At 74.5% G+C, this 17,649-nt stretch carries 11 protein-coding genes; 4 read left to right on the forward strand and 7 right to left on the reverse strand.

All coding sequences use genetic code 11. The features are described 5' to 3' along the window. Window positions 1-4: 4 nt before the first annotated feature. Window positions 5-2,623: a SpoIIE family protein phosphatase gene (locus tag FZC61_RS03405; RefSeq protein WP_211357058.1), complete on the forward strand. Its 2,619-nt coding sequence runs from the start codon at window positions 5-7 to the stop codon at window positions 2,621-2,623. A gap of 220 nt (window positions 2,624-2,843) precedes the next feature. Here FZC61_RS03405 and FZC61_RS03410 read toward each other — a convergent pair whose 3' ends face one another. Continuing rightward, the gene (locus FZC61_RS03410) at window positions 2,844-3,779 is read right to left on the reverse strand and encodes a 1,4-dihydroxy-2-naphthoyl-CoA synthase (protein WP_148612435.1); all 936 of its coding nucleotides are present in this window, start codon (window positions 3,777-3,779) and stop codon (window positions 2,844-2,846) included. A 56-nt stretch (window positions 3,780-3,835) separates the two neighbouring features. On the opposite strand from FZC61_RS03410, the gene FZC61_RS03415 reads away from it, so the two are divergent. Beyond that, a complete protein-coding gene (locus tag FZC61_RS03415) occupies window positions 3,836-4,279 on the forward strand; it encodes a nitroreductase family deazaflavin-dependent oxidoreductase (protein ID WP_148612437.1) in 444 nt (147 codons plus the stop codon). 53 nt (window positions 4,280-4,332) lie between these two features. Continuing rightward, a complete protein-coding gene (locus tag FZC61_RS03420) occupies window positions 4,333-5,802 on the forward strand; it encodes an alpha/beta hydrolase family protein (protein WP_246142490.1) in 1,470 nt (489 codons plus the stop codon). A 7-nt stretch (window positions 5,803-5,809) separates the two neighbouring features. Here the strand turns inward: FZC61_RS03420 and FZC61_RS03425 are convergent, their stop codons facing one another. Genes FZC61_RS03425 through recC form a run of 4 tightly spaced genes read right to left on the reverse strand, consistent with a single transcriptional unit; the run spans window position 5,810 to window position 14,948 of the window. Then, complete coding sequence (locus FZC61_RS03425) at window positions 5,810-6,421, reverse strand: ACT domain-containing protein (protein WP_148612439.1); 612 nt, start codon at window positions 6,419-6,421, stop codon at window positions 5,810-5,812. A gap of 9 nt (window positions 6,422-6,430) precedes the next feature. Further along, window positions 6,431-8,227, reverse strand: a complete 1,797-nt coding sequence (recD, locus tag FZC61_RS03430) for an exodeoxyribonuclease V subunit alpha (RefSeq protein ID WP_170285951.1) — start codon at window positions 8,225-8,227, stop codon at window positions 6,431-6,433. Then, window positions 8,224-11,604 carry a UvrD-helicase domain-containing protein gene (locus FZC61_RS03435; RefSeq protein WP_170285952.1) on the reverse strand — a complete coding sequence of 1,127 codons (3,381 nt, stop codon included), beginning with the start codon at window positions 11,602-11,604 and terminating at the stop codon, window positions 8,224-8,226. The genes recD and FZC61_RS03435 overlap by 4 nt, the downstream gene beginning before the upstream one ends. Continuing rightward, window positions 11,601-14,948, reverse strand: a complete 3,348-nt coding sequence (recC, locus tag FZC61_RS03440) for an exodeoxyribonuclease V subunit gamma (RefSeq protein WP_148612445.1) — start codon at window positions 14,946-14,948, stop codon at window positions 11,601-11,603. Before recC ends, FZC61_RS03435 begins: the two co-directional genes overlap by 4 nt. Before the next feature lie 59 nt (window positions 14,949-15,007). Here recC and FZC61_RS03445 point away from each other — a divergent pair, with 59 nt between their 5' ends. Then, window positions 15,008-16,141, forward strand: a complete 1,134-nt coding sequence (locus FZC61_RS03445; protein WP_148612448.1) for a DNA glycosylase AlkZ-like family protein — start codon at window positions 15,008-15,010, stop codon at window positions 16,139-16,141. Between the two features lie 87 nt (window positions 16,142-16,228). Here FZC61_RS03445 and FZC61_RS03450 read toward each other — a convergent pair whose 3' ends face one another. Further along, window positions 16,229-16,552, reverse strand: a complete 324-nt coding sequence (locus FZC61_RS03450; RefSeq protein ID WP_148612450.1) for a hypothetical protein — start codon at window positions 16,550-16,552, stop codon at window positions 16,229-16,231. Between the two features lie 239 nt (window positions 16,553-16,791). Continuing rightward, window positions 16,792-17,649, reverse strand: an 858-nt coding sequence (locus FZC61_RS03455) for a transposase (RefSeq protein WP_148612452.1), incomplete at its 5' end; no start/stop codon positions are given.

The following is a 17,649-nucleotide window of genomic DNA, read 5'->3' on the forward strand; positions in this document are numbered from 1 at the left end:
GCGGGTGACCCTCGACAGGTCCGGCGCCACGACCGGTCCGTTCGCCGACGACGGGCGGCTGGAGCAGGACCGGGCGCGCCTCGCACGGCGCCTCGCCCTGCACCCCGGGCTGCCGTCGGTGAGTCGTCTGGTCGACCTGGCCGTCCGCCTCACCGGCAGCGCCTCGGCCCAGGTGTCGTTGATCTCGGACGTGCAGACCGTGGTTGCCGCCACCGGTGCCGCTCAGGCTGCGGTGGGGGCCGAGAGCCCCGCCGCCGAGTCGCTGTGCACCGTCACCGTGCGGGAGCGCGGCGCCGTGGTGATCGACGACGCCACCCGCGACCAACGGGTCGCCGGCCTCCCACCGGTCACGTCCGGGGCGGTCGGCTCCTACCTGGGGGTGCCGCTGGTGGCCGGTGGCGTCGTGGTCGGGGCCCTGTGCCTCTTCGACCAGGCCCCGCGGACCTGGAGCGAGCAGGAGGTCGCCCTGGTCCGGGCGCTCGCGACCCCGGTGGTGGCCGAGCTGGAGCTCGCCGCGCTCGAGTCGGAGCGCGAGGAGGAGCGGCTGGTGTGGCAGCTCGCCGTTGACGCCGGCGGCGTCGGCGCCTTCGACTGGAACCTGCTGACCGGCGAGCTGCGCTGGGACGAGCGGCTGCTGCAGCTCTTCGGCCTGGCCCGACAGGAGTTCGGGGGCACGATCGAGGCGTTCAACGAGGTCGTCCACCCCGACGACCGCGACCGCGTCGCGCAGGCCTTGGACCGCGCGGTCGCGACGTGCGGCGACTTCGAGGTGGAGTACCGCATCGGGCTACCCGACGGTCAGGTGCGGTGGATCGGTGCGCGCGGGCGCGCCCTGGCCGGCGAGGACGGGGTCGCCGTGAAGGTGCTCGGCGCGGCCTCCGACACCACGGCCGCGCAGGACCAGGAGGCCAAGGTCGCGCGGGTCCTGGACTCGATGCCGACCGGGTTCTTCCACCTCGACACCCAGTGGCGGTTCACCTACGCCAACGCCGAGGCCGTGCGGCTGCTCGGCGGGATCGGGGTCGACGTCGTCGGGGAGGTGCTGTGGGAGCTGTTCCCGGCAGCGGTCGGCACCGAGTTCGAGACCGGCTACCGCTCCGCGGTCGAGTCGGGCAAGCCGGTGCTGTTCGAGGCCTACTACCCGCCGCCTCTGGACAGCTGGTTCGAGGTGCGCGGCTGGCCGGGCCCCGACGGGCTGTCGGTCTACTTCCTCGAGGTCAACGCCCAGCACGAGGCCCGTGTCGTGCTCGAGCGGGCCGCGCAGCGCTCCGCCCTGCTCGGCTCGGTCACGCAGGCCCTCTCGGACTCGCTCGAGCCGCGCGACGCCGTGTCACGGCTGGCCGGTCTGGTGGTGCCGGGGCTCGCCGACTGGTGCATCGTCACGCTCGCCGAGGGCGAGCAGGGCGCCGTACGCGACTGGCGCCAGGGGTTGCGCGACGCCGGGTGGTGGCACGACGACCCCGACCTGCGCCCGCTCCTCGACGACTACGCCGCGGCTCGGCTGCCGGCGCTGAGCGACACCTCGTTCGTCGCCCGCGCCCTGCGGCAGATGCGGCCGGTGGTGGTGGCCGGCGGTGCGGCCGAGGCCCTCACCGACGCGCTGACCCCCGGGCGGGCCCGCGACCTGGCCGAGCGGCTGGACCCGTGGTCGGCGGTCGTGGTGCCGCTGACCGGGCACGACCGCCTGGTGGGCCTGCTCAGCGTCTTCCGCGACCGCGACCGCGAGTCGTTCACCCCCGTCGAGGTCGCCACCTTGGAGGAGGTCGCGGGTCGCGCGGGCCTCGCGCTCGACAACATGCGGCTCCACCGCGAGCAGCGCGACCTCGCCTCGGCCCTGCAGCAGAGCATGCTCACCGCGCCCCCGGAGCCCGACCACCTGCACGTCGCGGTCCGCTACCAGCCCGCCGCCGAGGTGGCCCAGGTCGGCGGCGACTGGTACGACGCCTTCGTGCAGCGCGGCGGCGCGACCATGGTCGTCATCGGCGACGTCGTCGGCCACGACACCGCGGCAGCGGCCGCGATGGGCCAGCTGCGCAGCGTGCTGCGTGGGGTCGCGGTCACCTCCGACGAGTCGCCGGCGCAGGTCCTGCGCCGCGTCGACGAGGCGATCTCCCTGCTGATGATCGACACGATCGCCACCGCTGCCGTCGGCCGCTTCGAGCAGACCCCCGAGGAGCTCGAGCTCGGCCTGACCCGCCTGCGGTGGTCCAACGCCGGACACCCGCCACCCCTCGTGGTCGACGCCGACGGGCGGGTCGACGTCCTGTGGGGGGCGAAGCCCGACATGCTGCTCGGCGTCCTGCCGGGGACCGTGCGCGAGGACGTCGTGGTCACCCTGCGGCGCGGCGCCACGGTCCTGCTCTACACCGACGGGCTGGTCGAACGACGCGGTCGAGGCATCGACGAGGGCATCGAGCAGCTCACGCAGGTGCTGGGTGAGCTCGTCGCCGACGGCCGCGACCTCGAGGAGCTCTGCGACGAGCTGCTGCGCCGACTGGCCCCGGAGCGGTCCGAGGACGACATCGCCCTGGTCGCGGTACGGCTCTACCGCCAGGACGAGCCGCGGCCGCCCGAGGCGGGACCGCGTCGGGTGCCGCGGTGCAGCTCCTCGACCAGGTCGTAGTCCGCCTCGGCGGACTCGAGGTCGGGGTAGACGCCCGCGATCACCATGAACGTGTCGAATGCCATCGTGCAGACCTCCCGGTCGGTCGGGCACGTCGGTCCGTCGACCTCGGTGCGAGCGCCGGCGACGTCGTGCGCTCCCCACCTCACTCCCGTGCGGGGGCGACGGCCTCATCCGCGGCGGATGAACCGCCGGTGGTGCCGAGCGACCGCCGGTCCGCTCAGTAGTACCAGGGGTACGGCGACCAGTCGGGCTCGCGCTTCTCGAGGAACTGGTCGCGTCCCTCGGCGGCCTCGTCGGTCATGTAGGCCAGGCGGGTGGTCTCGCCGGCGAAGAGCTGCTGGCCGACCAGGCCGTCGTCGATGGCGTTGAAGGAGTACTTCAGCATCCGCTGGGCCGTCGGCGACTTGCCGTTGACCAGCCGGCCCCACTCCAGCGCGGTGGCCTCGAGCTCGGCGTGCGGGACGGCGCGGTTGACCGTCCCCATCCGGACGCCGTCCTCGGCGGAGTACTCCTGGCCCAGGAAGAAGATCTCGCGGGCGAACTTCTGGCCCACCTGGCGGGCCAGGTAGGCCGACCCGAACCCGCCGTCGAAGGACCCGACGTCGGCGTCGGTCTGCTTGAAGCGCGCCTCCTCGCGACTGGCGATGGTCAGGTCGCACACGACGTGCAAGGAGTGGCCGCCGCCGGCGGTCCAGCCGGGCACGACGCAGAGCACGATCTTGGGCATGAAGCGGATCAGCCGCTGGCACTCGAGGATGTGCAGCCGGCCGAGGCGGGCGGCGTCGATCGGGTTCGGCGGAGCCCCCGCGTCGTCGTGACCCGGGGTCTCGTACTGGTAGCCGGCACGGCCGCGGATGCGCTGGTCGCCGCCGGTGCAGAAGGCCCACTTGCCGTTCTTGGCGCTCGGACCGTTGCCGGTGAGGATCACGCAGCCGACGTCGGCCGACGTGCGTGCGTGCTCGAGGACCCGCAGCAGCTCGTCGACGGTGTGGGGCCGGAAGGCGTTGAGCACGTCGGGCCGGTCGAAGGCGATCCGGACGGTGCCGTGCGCCTTGGCGCGGTGGTAGGTCAGGTCGGTCAGGTCGTCGAAGCCGGGCACCGCGTCCCACGCGGTCTCGTCGAACGTCTCGGACACACCCTCGATCGCGCTCATGGTGGTGAGGCTAGTGGGGGTGGAATCCGGGCCGGCGACCTGGTGTTGTGGATGGCATGACTCTCGAAGGCGACTACGAGCCCAGCCCCAGCGAGTGGGTCCGCAACCAGGTGGAGACCTACGAGGCCACCGGCGGCCGCGAGGCCAACACGCTGCAGGGCCACCCCGAGTGGCCGATCGTGGTCATCACCTCGCGCGGCGCCAAGTCCGGCAAGCTGCGCAAGAACCCCGTGATGCGGGTCGAGAAGGACGGCGTCTACGCCGCGGTGGCCAGCAAGGGCGGCGACCCCGAGCACCCCGTCTGGTACCACAACTTCCTGGCCCACCCCGAGGTCGACCTGCAGGACGGCGACACCCCGCACACCTACCGGGCCCGGGTCGCCGAGGGCGCCGAGCGCGCGGAGTGGTGGGAGCGCTGCGTGGCGCAGTACGCCCCCTACGCCGAGTACCAGGAGAAGACCGACCGCGAGATCCCGGTGTTCCTGCTCGAGCGCGTGTGACCAGGCCTGTGTGAACGGCGTCACCTCGGCGACGCCGCGTCGTTGACCGGGGTGTGCGCCGAACCGCTGTTGCCGTCCTGACCGCCCTCGCGTCCGCCTGGGCCCTCGCGCCCGCACCCGCGGTCGCCGACCTGTCGCCCAGCGACCCGGCGTACACCGTGCGCGACACGCAGAACATCGCCGACGCCTACGGCCGGATCACCGGTCCCGGCGGGCAGCTGCGCAACCCGGCCTACCTCCCGGCGCTGGTGTCGCAGATCGGCGCCACGTCGGCGGCCCAGCTGCTCACGCAGGTGGCCGACCCGACCCGCCCGGCGCTGACGGCCGGCAACGTCTTCCCGGGCTGGAACGTCGGCAACCCGCTGCGCGCGGGGTGGGAGCGGACCCGCGGACGGGTCACGCCGGTCGCCTTCACCAACCGCTACGGCGCCCTGCTGCGCGGCCACGTCTACCGCCCGGCTCCCGGCGCCCGTGACCCCTACACCGGCAGGGTGCTGCGCGGCCCGTTCCCGGGGGTCGTGGTGACCACCGGCTCGGTGCAGGGCTCGGAGGGGATGTACGAGTGGCTCGCCCAGGACCTCGCCGAGCGCGGCTACGTCGTGCTGACCTACGACGTGCAGGGGCAGGGCACCAGCGAGACGCTGCCCCACACGACCGGTGACGCCTTCCCGTTCTGCAACCCGTTCGGCACCCCCGCCGACGGCGAGATGACCGGCTGCCCGGGCGTGCCCGCGCAGCAGCTGTCCAACTTCGTCGTCGGCACCCGCGACGCCCTGTCGTTCTTCACCTCCACGCCCGAGCGGCCCTACCGCAACCCCGGTGCCGCCGGCACGAAGGTCAGTGCGTTCAACCCGACCTGGCGGTTGTGGGACCGCTCCCCCGACCCGCACCCCGCGACGCCCGGGCGCACCACCCGGATCGCCATCGTCGGGCACTCCCTCGGCGCGACCGCGGTCTCGCAGGTGCAGGCCGTCGACCGCCGGGTCGCGGCCGTCGTCGCGCTCGACAAGCTGGCCTCGGCCGGCACGCGGCCCGTCGTACCGGCGCTGGCGGTGCAGTCGGAGTACGGCTTCACGGTCTCGCCCTGGTACCTCTCCGGCGGCTCGTCGCTAATGCCGCAGCCGTCGCCGGCCGGCCCTGACCCGCGACGCGAGCGTGCGACCGGCTTCGACGCCTGGCGCCGCTCGGGGGTCGACTCGATGCTCGTGGTACCCCGTGCCTCGACGCACCTGGAGTACACCGACATCCCCCTCGCGCTCCCGGCCAGCCGCCACGGGCAGGCGCTGGCCAGCGTCTACGTGCAGCGCTGGCTCGACCGCTACGTCAAGCACGAGGGGGGCGCCGACCGGCTGACGGCCCGGTCGTTCCGCTACCTCGAGCCGGTCGGTGACGGCCGCTGGGCTCCGGTGACCCTGCGTCGCGACCCGCTGCTGTCCTACAGCTACTGCTCGGCGTACGCCGTACGAGACGACGCGGGCCGCCGCGTCGTCGACGGCGACGTGACGGGCGTGGGCTGCCGCTAGTCGCGGGTCAGTCGCGGGAGATCGAGAACGCCAGGCTCGTGAGGTGGCCCAGGCGGGCGACCTCGGAGTCGAGGAACTCGGGGCCCCCGCGGCGGGCGACGACGACGACCTCGTTGCCGTCGATGCGCGCGCCGGCGTAGAGGGTCTCGCCGTCGGTACCGTCGTCGACCTCGAGGCGCACGGCGCGCTCGATCTCGACGAACTCCAGGTCGGCGGGCGCCGCGCCGGTGGCGTGCAGGACCCCCTTGACCCGGTGGACCCGCGCGGCCCAGTCGACGCGGAAGGTGCGGGGCAGCAGCTCGACGAGCCGGTCGAGCGCCTCGGACGGCTCGGAGGTCAGCTCCTCGACGGCCTCGAGGTCGAGCACCAGCCCGCCGGAGGCGTAGCGGCTGATCCACACCACGCGCACGCCGGGGATCGCGTTGCAGGCCGAGACGATCGAGTCGGGCATGATGCCGGGCTCGGTGTCGAGCAGGACGTCGTCGAGCGCGGTGCCGTCGTGGCGCTTCTCGACGATCTCGATCGCCTCGATGTCACCGCCCGCCACACCGATCGCCGAGGCCAGGCGTCCCAGGGACCCGGGGACGTCGGGCAGCTCGACGCGCAGCAGGAAAGGCATCCGCCGACCCTAACCGCCCCACGTTTCGCCGCCGTTGCCGTCGTCCGCGTGGCGGGCGGCGGCCAACCGGCCCGACAGCCCCGAGGCGCGCTGGGCCTGCTGGGTCACCACGGCCCGTACGGCGGCCTCGGACCCGACGACGCGCACGTGCTGCTGGGCCCGGGTGACGGCGGTGTAGAAGAGCTCGCGGGTCAGCAGCCGGGAGGTCTCGTCGGGCAGCAGGACGGTGACCCGCTCGGCCTGACTGCCCTGGCTCTTGTGGATGGTCATCGCGTGCATCGTCTCGACCGCGTCGAGCCGGCCCGGCGCGTAGTCGCGCAGCCGCTCGGAGCCGGACACCCAGGCCCGCAGCCGCCCGTCGGCCCCGAGGACCGCGGCGCCGGTCTCGCCGTTGTAGACCTCGAGGGCGTAGTCGTTGCTGGTCACCAGGATCGGCCGGCCGACGTACCACTCACCGTAGATCGGGGTGCCGGTCGCCTCGGCGAGCCAGCGCTCGACCTGACGGTTCCAGTGGCGCACGCCGTAGGGGCCCTCGCGGTGGGCGCAGAGCAACCGGTGGCGGTCGAGGGCGGCGAGCGCCGCGACGGGGTCGCCGGCCTCGGCCGCGTGCCGGACGGCGAGGGCGGAAGTCAGGGCGTCGTCGTGCAGCGCCGGACCGGGGTCGTCGGTCTCGACGAACTCGACCTCGGGGCCGCCCCGGCGCAGCACCGCGAGCACCTCGTCGGGGTCGCCGTCGCGCAGGGCCGCCGCGAGCGCCTTGATGTCCTCGGTGGAGCGGTGGTTCTCGGTCAGGGAGGCGACCGGCGAGCCCGGCGCGCCCTCGTAGCCGGTGACGACGTCGGACAGCACCGCCCCCGCGCCGACCGGGGTCAGCTGGAAGCGGTCGCCCACGAGGACCAGCCGCGACTGCGGCCGCACCGCCTCGAGCAGGCGGCCCATCATGGTGAGCTCGACCATCGAGCACTCGTCGACGACGACGAGGTCGTACTTCAGGCGGTTGCGGCGGTCGTGGCGGAAGCGGGTGGTGTTGTCGGGTCGCCAGCCGAGCAGCCGGTGCAGGGTGAGCGCCTCAGGCCGGCCGACCAGGTCGCGGTCGACGGGGTCGAGCCGGGAGAGCTCGTCGAGCACGGCCTCCTGCAGCCGGGTCGCGGCCTTGCCGGTGGGCGCGGCGAGCGCGATCGACAGACGCTCGCCGCGCACCCGGGCCTGGTCGGCGAGCAGGACGAGCATCCGGGCGACGGTGGTGGTCTTGCCAGTGCCGGGGCCGCCGGTGAGGACCGTGGTCGTCTGCCGGACGGCCTGGACCGCGGCGCGCTCCTGCTCGGGGCTGAAGTGGTCGCCGCGGACCCGGGCCAGGGCCGCCTCGAGCGCGGCCTCGTCGACCTCCGGTGCGGCGGTGGCCAGCCGCGAGAGCAGGTCGTCGCAGACCTGCAGCTCGAGACGGTGGTAGCGGTCGAGGTAGACGAGGCTGCCCTCGAGCCGCAGCACGCCGGCCGACACCAGGGTCGAGCCGGCGACGGCTGCGGTCCAGGCCGCCGGGTCGGGCCAGGGCAGGTCGGCGGCCAGGGCGGCGAGGGTCGTCAGGTCGACGCACACCGAGCCGTGCCGGACGCCGCGCACCGCCAGGGCCACCGCGAGCAGGACCACCTCGTCGCGCTCGCCGCCCAGGTCACCGACCCGGGTGGCCACGTGGACGTCGCCGGCCTCGAGCACCCCGGCGGCGTTGAACACCGCGAGCAGGCCGGAGGCGCCGGCGGCCAGGCGGCGGTCGTGGGCAGTCCACGGCTCGGGCTGGGTGGTCGTCACGGTGCTCCCCCGGTTGTCGAGCCTGTCGAGACACCGTCGAGCAGGTCGGAGACAGCCTCGAGCAGCGCCACCGGGGGGCGCCACACGAAGACGCCACACGGGCGGTCGTCGACCAGCGGGGTGTCGGGCCCGCACAGCCCGCGCAGGTAGAGGTAGAGGACCCCGCCGAGGTGGCGCCCGGGGTCGTAGCCCGGTTGGCGCCAGCGCAGGAAACGGTGCAGGACCACGGCGTAGAGCAGCGCCTGCAGGGGGTAGTCGGAGTGGGCCATCGCGTCGGCCAGCGCGTCGGGCCGGTAGGCGTGAGCCGTCAGCGGCTCGTCGCGCGGGCCCAGCCAGTTGGTCTTGTAGTCGACGATCAGGAACGACGGGTCGGCGGGCGTGCCGACGCGCAGGACGACGTCGACCGACCCGGTGAGGTAGCCGCGCAGGCTCTGACCGCCCAGGGCGGGGACCTCGAGCGCCTCGGCGTAGCCGCGGACGGGGTCACCGACCGGGAGGTGGGCGCGCAGCAGCGGGGCGAGGTCGCCCAGGGTGGTGCCGGACCCGTCGGCGGCGAGGTCGCCACCGGCCAGCGGCAGCTCGAAGTCCATCTCGCGCAGCCGGTCGCGCAACGGCACCTGACGCAGCGTGCGGCCGCCGACCTCGGGGCCCAGGGGGGTGTCGCAGACGGCGACCAGCGCGTCGGCGAGCGCCTCGCGGTCGACGTCGACCGGCCAACGCAGCAGCTGCTCCTCGACGTGGGCCAGCAGCTCGGCGCGCAGGTCGGTGGCGTCGGGGTCGGCGTGCTCGAGGACCGCGTGCACCAGCGACCCGAACGTCGCCCCCACGGGCAGGGCGGCCATCGGCGAGGCCACGCTCTCGACGAGGGGGGCGCCGGCCCCGCCGACCTCGGGCAGGGCCTCGACCTCCTCGTCGTCCTTGGCGGTGACCTCGGGCTCGCTGCCGACACCGGCCGGCGCGACGACCTCGACGTGGCTCAGCGCGGAGTAGGAGGTGCGGCGCCAGGTGGTGTCGACGCTGCGCCCGAAGGAGCGGACGGCGAGCCCGGCGACCGGGGCCTCGCCCGGCTCGGGCCCGGGGTCGACCCACGACGACGGCTCGGGGACCGGGCCGCCGCGGTCGCGCCACCGCGCGAAGAGCGCGACGACGTCGTCGTCGGGGGGCACCGGAGGGGTCTCGGGCACGTCGGTCTCGTCGGAGGCACGCAGCAGCAGCCGGTGCAGCGGCGAGGCCACGGCGTTCTTGGTGGGGGCCCACCAGCACACGACCTGCGACTGGGCGCGGGTCAGGGCGACGTAGAGGAGCCGCAGCCACTCGCCGGCCTCCTCGTCGGCCCAGCGCCGCACGTGGTCGCCCCAGTCGGCACCGGCACCGCCGACGTCGAGGCAGCGCCGACCCTCGGCGTCGTGGAACAGCGGCCGCGACGGCTTGGGCACGTGGCGGTCGGCGAGCGCCGGGAGGTAGACGACGGGGTATTGGAGGCCTTTGCTGGCGTGGATCGTCACCAGCTGCACGGCGGCGGCGTCGGAGTCGAGGCGCCGCGTGCGCTCGGTGCCGCGACCGGCGCGACCCTCGGCGACCTGACCGCGCAGCCAGGCGAGCAACGAGACCAGGCCCAGACGCTCGGACTGGGCGACCTCGTGCAGCGCCTCGCCGATGTGGCGCAGGTCGGTCAGCCGTCGCTCGCCGCCGGTCTCGGCGAGGACCCGGGCGGGCAGGCCGCCGGCCGAGGCGGCCTCGAGCACGGCGGCGACCCCGCGGCGCTCGACGACCTCGACCCAGTGCCGCAGGGTCTCGGCGACCTCGTCGGTGAGCGCGTCGCCGCCCTCGGCGAGGTCGCGCGCGGTGTGGCCGAGGAAGCAGGTGAGCGCGGCGGCGCGCACCCGGGGGCTGCGGTGGGGCTGCTCGAGGGCCTCGAGCAGGGTGAGCCACTCGATCGCCGCGGGGGTGGCGAAGACGCTGCCCCCGCCGGCGATCACGGCCGGGACGCCCACCTCGTGCAGCGCGCGCTGGGCGGCGGCGAGGTCGGCGTGGCGGTAGCAGATGACCGCGACGTGCTCGGGCTCGAGCGGGGCGCCGTCGAAGGTCGGTCGGGCGTTGAGGAGGCGGCGGACGTCGAGGGCGAGGTCGCGTGCGACGTGCGGGCGCACGTCGGCCACCGGCAGCGAGGCCCGCGGACCCTTGCCGAAGGTCTCGCGGCGCACGACGCGCATGCGCAACGGCGCGTCGACGGGCGCCCCGACGAGCCGGCGCTCGCGGTGGTGGGCGGTCACCGGGCGCACGACGATGCGCTCGCTGCCGAGCCGGGCGCCGACGAGCAGCTCCTGGAAGGCGGAGAGCAGGTCGGCGTCGCTGCGCCAGTTGGTGCCGAGGGTCTGCTGGGTCGTGGCCGTCTCGGCCGCCGCGAGGTAGGTGGTGACGTCGCCGCCCCGGAAGGCGTAGATGGCCTGCTTGGGGTCGCCGATGAGCACCATCGTGGCCACGCCGCTGAAGGCCCGGTCGAGGACCTGCCACTGGACGGGGTCGGTGTCCTGGAACTCGTCGACCAGCACGATCGACCACCGCTCACGCATCCGGGCGCGGGCCGGGGAGTCGTCGGCCTCGAGCGCGTCGGCGAGCTGGATGAGCAGGTCGTCGTAGGAGAGGATGCCGAGCCGGCGCTTGCGGGCCTCGATCTCGGTGCGGACGGCGAGGGCGAAGGCGACCTTGCGGCCGGCGCGGGTGGTGCGGGGCTCGGCGACCGGCTCGAGCCGGGCCTGGGGGTCACCGACCGCCGCACGGGCGATGGCCATCGCCTCGGCGTGGCTGAACGCCGGCCCGGTGTCGGTGAGCGCGAAGGCGCGCAGGTAGAGGTCGTCGACGACCTCGCGGACCAGGTCGTCGAGGTTGTCGACCAGGCGGGCCCGGGCGTCGGTGTCGCCGGCGACCCCGAGCGAGCCGAGGACCAGCGAGCAGAACTGGTGGGTGGTGGCGATGGTCGCGGCGTCGAAGCCGGCCAGCGCCTCGACGACGCGGCGGTGGCGCGCGGCCCGCTCGGCGTCGGTGCCGTCGTGGAGCAGGGCCAGCAGGTCGGAGCCGTCGGGGTGTACGTCGCCGTCGCCGGCGAGCAGCCGCTCGGCCTCGACCAGCTGGGCGCGGACCCGCTCGCGCAGCTCCTGGCTCGCCGCCCGGCCGAAGGTCACCACGAGCATCTCGTCGAGCGTGGCGACGCCCTCGGCGACGTAGCGGGTGACCAGGGCACCGATGGTCCAGGTCTTGCCGGTGCCGGCGCTGGCCTCGAGCAGGGTGGTGCCGACGCCGGGCAGGGGCCCGCAGACGTCGAAGGGGGTGAGCCCGGTGGGGCCGGTGGTGGGGCCGGCCGCCCGATCGGTCGTCACAGCGGACCCACCATCTCGGCGCCGGTGAGCAACGGCTCCCAGACCCGCCAGGCGTGGTCGGGCAGGCCGGCGTCGACCAGGACCGAGAGCGGGGCGTCGTCGCCGTAGGCGCGGCGGTGGTAGGGGTCGGCGTCCTCGCCCTCGATGCCGTAGACGTTGTAGGGGTCGGTCTCCCAGGCGCGGCGGGCCAGGTCGGCGGGCGAGACGTCCTCGCCGCGCTGCTCGCGCAGGTGGCCTTCGGCCCAGGCACAGGCCGTCGCGATCGGCAGCGGCAGCGGGGCGCGCAGCCCGAGGTCGCGCAGCTCGACGAGGGTGCGCAGCCAGTCGGCGGCGCGGTGGTCGAGCGGCCCGGCCAGGGCGCGCCGGGGGCCGGCCTTCTCGCGGCCGACCGCGTGGGCGGTGAAGGACTCGTCGGGCAGGCCGGCGCTGAGGGCGAGCAGGTCGATCCAGGAGTGCAGGCGCTGCCGGGGCTTGAGCCGGGAGTAGCCGACGCTGAAGAGCCGCGAGCCGTAGACGCCGGTGACGGTGCCCGACAGCCGGCGGCCGCCCCCGAGGTCGACGTCGACGTCGAGGGTGCGCGGCTCGCCGGTGCGCAGGTCGGCGGTGCGGTCGAGCAGCCGCTGACACTCGGAGGCGGCCGTGGTCAGCGACGCGACGCCGAGGTGGAACGGGGGCAGCGAGCCGCGCAGCTGCTCGGCGAGCATCACGGCCTCGGCGTCGTGCCCGGCGAGCATCTCGGTGAGCAGCCGGTCGCCGATGCCCCAGGCGTCGAGGGCGTCGAGCTCGATCGGGATCTCGTTGCTGATCTCGTCGGGCTCGAGCGGCGCGGACACGTCGAGCCGCTGGCGCAGGAAGGCGCGCACCGGGTGGGTGAAGAACGCCTTGAGGTCGGCCAGCGAGACGTCACCGCCGGGCGCGGGGTCGAGCAGGCCGGTGAGCAGGGGCGGGGGCGGCACGCGCTCGGCGACGGCGGCCCGGGCCCCGGCGAGCGCGGCACGGTCGAAGCTGAACGGGCGCACGTCGCCGGGCACGAGCGCGCCCGGCAGCAGGTTGCGGCGGTCGTGGGGCTGCAGGGGGTGGTGGGTGAGCACGTGGTCGCGGACCGGCGTGGCGGTGGTGCGGTCGGCGGCGTCGAGGATCTCGCCGAGGGGCACGGCCGGCGGGCGGCCGGCACCGGAGTGCTCGTTGGCGCCGGTGTAGGTGATGACGACCTGCTCGGTCGCGGCCAGAAGCGCGTCGAGCAGCAGCTGGCGGTCCTCGCTGCGCACGTCGCGCTCACCGGTGAGCGGACGACGGGCCAGGACGTCGTCGCCGTCGACGGTCGTGAGCCGCGGGAACACCCCGTCGTCGAGACCGACCAGGCACACCACACGGTGGGGCACCGAGCGCATCGGCGTCATCGTGCAGACCGTGAGGGTGCCGGTGCGGAAGTTGGCCCGGGTCGGCCGGCCACCGAGCCGCGAGCCGAGCAGGGCCCGGACGTCGGCCAGCCGCAGCGGCACCCCGGCGATGCCGTCACCGGCGGCGCGGGCCAGCTCGCGCTCGAGCTGGGGCACCTGCCACGCGTCGTCGAGGGAGACGTCGGTCAGGCCGCGGACCCCCTCGGTCAGCACCGCCATCCACGCCGCCACGTCGACGGCGGCGGCCAGCCCGTCGAGGCAGCGGGCCAGCCGGTCGACCAGCTCGGCGAGCCGGCCGGCCAGGTCGATCTCGGAGCTGCCGACGTCGTCGACGGGCAGGCCCCGGCCGAGGTGGCGGTGGTCGTCGCCGCTCATCACGACGCCGAGCAGGATGCGGTCGAGGCCGCTGCGCCAGGTGTTGTGGGGGAAGCGGCCCATCGAGAACCGGTCGCGCTGGACCTCGTCGATGCCCCAGCGGATGCCGGCCTGGCCGACCCAGCGGGTGATCCGGTCGAGGTCGTCGTCGGAGAAGCCGAAGCGCAGCCGCACGGCCGCGGTGCTCGCGAGGTCGAGGACGTCGGAGGCGGTCACCCGTCCGCCCGCCAGGCCGACGAGGTCGGCCGCGACGGCCAGCAGCGGGTTGGTGCTCGTCAGCGCGCGGTCGGCCAGCCGGACCCGCAACCGGTGCGCCGGGTGGCCGGCGTCGCCTGCGACGACGTCCTCGAGGCCGAAGCCCGCCGAGATGAGCGGCGCGAAGGTCTCGATGTCGGGACACATCACGAGGATGTCGCGCGGCTCGAGGGTGGGGTCGTCGGCGAGCAGGCCGACCAGGACCTCGCGCAGGACGTCGACCTGGCGGGCCGGGCCGTGGCAGGCGTGGACCTGGAGGCTGCGGTCGGCGGGGTCGTGGTGGCGGGCCGCGCGCTCGGCGGGGGTCGGCGCGTGGTTGGCGCGCAGGTCGTGCTGGAGCAGGCCGAGCAGGGTGGTCGGGCTGGAGGCCGACTCGCTCCCCCCGTCGCGTGCCCCGGGGACCACGTCGTCGGCGACGGCCAGGTCGAGGGTGCGCCGCAGCTCGCGGGTGTCGCGGCCCAGCGAGGCCAGCAGCGGGTGGCCGACGTGGTCGGCCGAGGGGTCGTCGACGCGGGCCACCACGCCGCCGAGGCCCGTCAGCGCGTCCCACAGGACCGGCGAGGGCTGCGGCAGCCAGAGGTGGACGTCGCGGCTGGTGGCGAGCGCCTCGAGCAGCGCGACCTCGGTGACGGGCAGCCGGGTGTGGCCGAAGAGCGAGAGCCGGTCGGGCAGGTCGAGGCCCTGGCCCCCGGCCCGCAGGGCGTCGAGGGCGCGGGCGTGACGCTGGTCGGGCGCCTCGCCGCCGACCCGGGCGACCACCCGGCGCCAGAGCTCGGCCTGCCAGCGCAGGTCGTCGGGCAGGGGGCAGCCGGCCCCGTCGGTGTCGCGGCCCTCGCGCCAGTCGGTGACCAGCGTCGGCCGCTGCACGGCGTAGGAGGCGAGGAGGCCGGCCAGCCGCCGCGCGACGGAGTAGCGACGGTCGCGTCGCAGGTCGGCGTCATCGCCGCTCAACCCGTGGCCGAGGTGGCGGGCCAACGTCTCGCACCAGGGCTCCCCGAGCGCGGCGTCGATGGTCTCGAGCAGGGGCCAGACCAGCCGGTCGGGCGACCACGGGTCGTCGCGCTCACGGTCGAGCAGCAGCGAGACGAGCGACCCGGGCCGCAGGAACCTCACCCCCGCGCAGACACCGTCGCCGCCGCGCGCGCCGACCCCCAGCCGGTGCGACAGGCGCTGCGCCAACCAGCGCTCGACGCCCTTCTCGGGCACGACCACGACCTCCTCGGCGAAGGGGTCGGGCAGCGGCACCGACAGCAGCGCGCCGAGGGCGTCGGCGAGCTCGTCGGTGCGCGAGGCGCGGTGCAGGTGGAGGGTCATCGTGGGCACGACCCTAGAGGGGCCCACCGACACTCCCGGGCGCGCGGCATCATGGCGCCATGGACGCCCCGCACCGGCTCTCGCGCCAGGACGCGTGCCGTGTCGCGGTGCGCGCGCAGCTGCTCACCGCCGACCGTCCCGACGACGTGCTCGAGGTCGTGCGGCACCTGACCTTCGTGCAGCTCGACCCGACCCGTCACGTCGCGCCGAGCGCCGACCTGGTGCTGTGGAGCCGGCTGGGCCCGGCGTACGACCCCGGCGAGCTGCGCGACCTGCTCGACACCCAGGCCCTCATCGACCACCACCAACTCGCGCGCCCCGCCGAGGACCTCGCCCTCTACCGCGCCGAGATGGCGCACTGGCCCGGACCCGAGCCGGTCAAGCCGTGGCAGGAGAGCGTGCGTGACTGGGTCACGGCCAACGACGACTGCCGCCGCGAGGTGCTCGCGCTGCTGCGCGGCGACGGTCCCCTGCCGGCCTCGCAGATCCCCGACACGTGCGAGGTGCCGTGGCCCTCGAGCGGCTGGAACAACGACAAGAACGTCAAGATGCTGCTCGCCCAGCTGGTCGAGCGCGGCGAGGTCGCGCGGGCCGGGCGCGGCGGCAAGGGCGGCCGCGAGGTGCTGTGGGACCTCGCCGAGCGCATCTACCCCGACGACCCGGTCCCGTCGGTCGAGGAGGCCAGGGCTGAGCGCGACCGCCGCCGGCTGCGCTCGCTGGGCATCGCCCGCGCGAGGTCGGCGCAGATGCCGATCGAGCCCAACGACGTCGGCGAGGCCGGCGAGCCGGCGGTCGTCGAGGGAGTCAGGGGCACCTGGCGCGTGGATCCCCTGTGGCTCGACGGTGCAGTGCTCGACGGGGCGCCCTTCGAGGGCCGCGCCGCGCTGTTGTCGCCCCTCGACCGGCTGGTGGCCGACCGCAAGCGGCTCGGCGAGCTGTTCGAGGCGGAGTACTACCTCGAGATGTACAAGCCCGCCGACCAGCGCCGCTGGGGCTACTGGGCGCTGCCGGTGCTGTGGGGCGACCGCCTGGTCGGCAAGCTCGACGCCGTGGCCGACCGCGACGCCGGCGAGCTGCGCGTCGACGCCACCCACCAGGACGAGCCGTGGTCGGGCGCCTGCGCCGACGCCGTACGCCGGGAGGTCGAGTCGCTCGCCGCCTGGCTCGACCTGGCGCCGGTGGTGCTGGGCTGAGTCGGCCTGGACGGCTCAGCAAGGCTGAGGTCGCGCATGGTGAACGGCCGGTTGCGCCCGCACATGCCGATGAGCGTGCGGTTCGAGTCAGTCGTCCGACAGCGGGCTCAGCTCATGGCGGTGCTCGCCCGTCCGGTGAAGTTCCACGAATAGCCGGACGACTGCGTCTCGCTCGGGGTCGCGCACGATAAGCAGGTCCGGGACGCGCAGGTAGGACCCGCCCTGGCACTCGTCTGAGGACTCCCAGACACCCATCAGGCGATCAATCTCGGCCAACGTCAACACGGTGGCCGACCATCGCTTCCCGTCGGCATCCGTCAGTTCAACGTCCGCGTTGGTGACTGCTCCGTCGCTATTAGCGCCGTACACGGTGAGTGACCCACCGAGGCCAAGGTCAGAGGTGAAGTCCACGTCGGTGACCCTAGATGCGTCCGCCCGACCATCAGCGTGAGGCGTTCTGCGTCAAGCGTTGTCGTCGTTTCCCTGCATAGCGGTAATGGAGCTTGGTGGCTCGACAGCGTGTGATCGGGTTGTGGTGACGACGGGCCGGGAGGCCTGTGATGGTCGACGAGCTGTTGATTCTCGATGCCGCTGAAGGCTGGTTCCCGGCCCTGCTTGTGGGCGTCGCGCCTGACGCGACGAGGTGGTGGTCAGGCGGCAGTCGACGCGGTGGTGGCGCCGGTCGCGCGGGTGGCGGCGAGGAGGCCGTAGCGGGCGATGTCGGGGTCCCAGGCGGTGCGGGTGGTGACCACGGCGTGGAGTTGGCGCAGGATCGCTGCGGCGATGACGGTCTGGGCCTGGGTCGGCTTGAGGCGGTTGTCGTCTCGGGTGGTCAGGTGTCGGTACCGCTCGGCATAGACACCGTTGTTGTGCAGCGCACCCCACACCGCACGCCAGGCTGCGACCCGCAGGCCTGGGCGTCCGGCACCGCTGAGGCGGGCGCGGCCGGTGAAGGTCCCCGACATTCGTTCCCTGGGTGCCAGGCCGGCGTGTTTGACGACCGCGCGGGCGCTGGCGAACCGGGACAGGTCGCCGGTCTCGGCGAGGATCGCTGCGGCACCGACCGGTGACAGGCCCTCGATGGAACAGACCAGGTCGGTCAGCTGCAGCTCGTCGAGCGTGGCGACCATCCGGGTCTCGACGACTGCGAGCTTGGCCACCGCGGTGTCGAAGTCCTCGATGAGCCACCCGATCCGCTCGAACACACCGGCACGGTGCGCGATCACACCGGCCTCGTCAGTCAGTGCGCCGAACATGGCCCGCACGATCCGCAGGCAGGGCTTTGCCCAGCCCCGCCTGGTGATCTCGCGTCGCACTGCGGTTTCGAACCGCCTGGCGCCGAGTCGTCGAGTCCGGGCCAGGTCGCCGCCATCGCGGCACATCACCACCGTCAACGCCGCCAGCCAGGTCTGGGACTTCAACGGCTGCGCAGCACTCTGGAGCGCGGCGGGCCACACACACTCCAGCAGGTCGCGGATCTGCTGGATCGCGGCGACCTTGTCGCAGAT

Source organism: Nocardioides rubriscoriae, from assembly GCF_008087085.1.
GTDB classification, from domain to species: Bacteria; Actinomycetota; Actinomycetes; order Propionibacteriales; family Nocardioidaceae; genus Nocardioides; species Nocardioides rubriscoriae.

What these genes read in the sequence shown, in the direction of transcription:
- FZC61_RS03415 (WP_148612437.1), top strand. Translation starts at nt 3,836, where the DNA reads ATGACTCTCGAAGGCGACTACGAGCCCAGCCCCAGCGAGTGGGTCCGC.
- FZC61_RS03410 (WP_148612435.1), bottom strand. Translation starts at nt 3,779, where the DNA reads ATGAGCGCGATCGAGGGTGTGTCCGAGACGTTCGACGAGACCGCGTGG.
- FZC61_RS03425 (WP_148612439.1), bottom strand. Translation starts at nt 6,421, where the DNA reads ATGCCTTTCCTGCTGCGCGTCGAGCTGCCCGACGTCCCCGGGTCCCTG.
- recC (WP_148612445.1), bottom strand. Translation starts at nt 14,948, where the DNA reads ATGACCCTCCACCTGCACCGCGCCTCGCGCACCGACGAGCTCGCCGAC.
- FZC61_RS03445 (WP_148612448.1), top strand. Translation starts at nt 15,008, where the DNA reads ATGGACGCCCCGCACCGGCTCTCGCGCCAGGACGCGTGCCGTGTCGCG.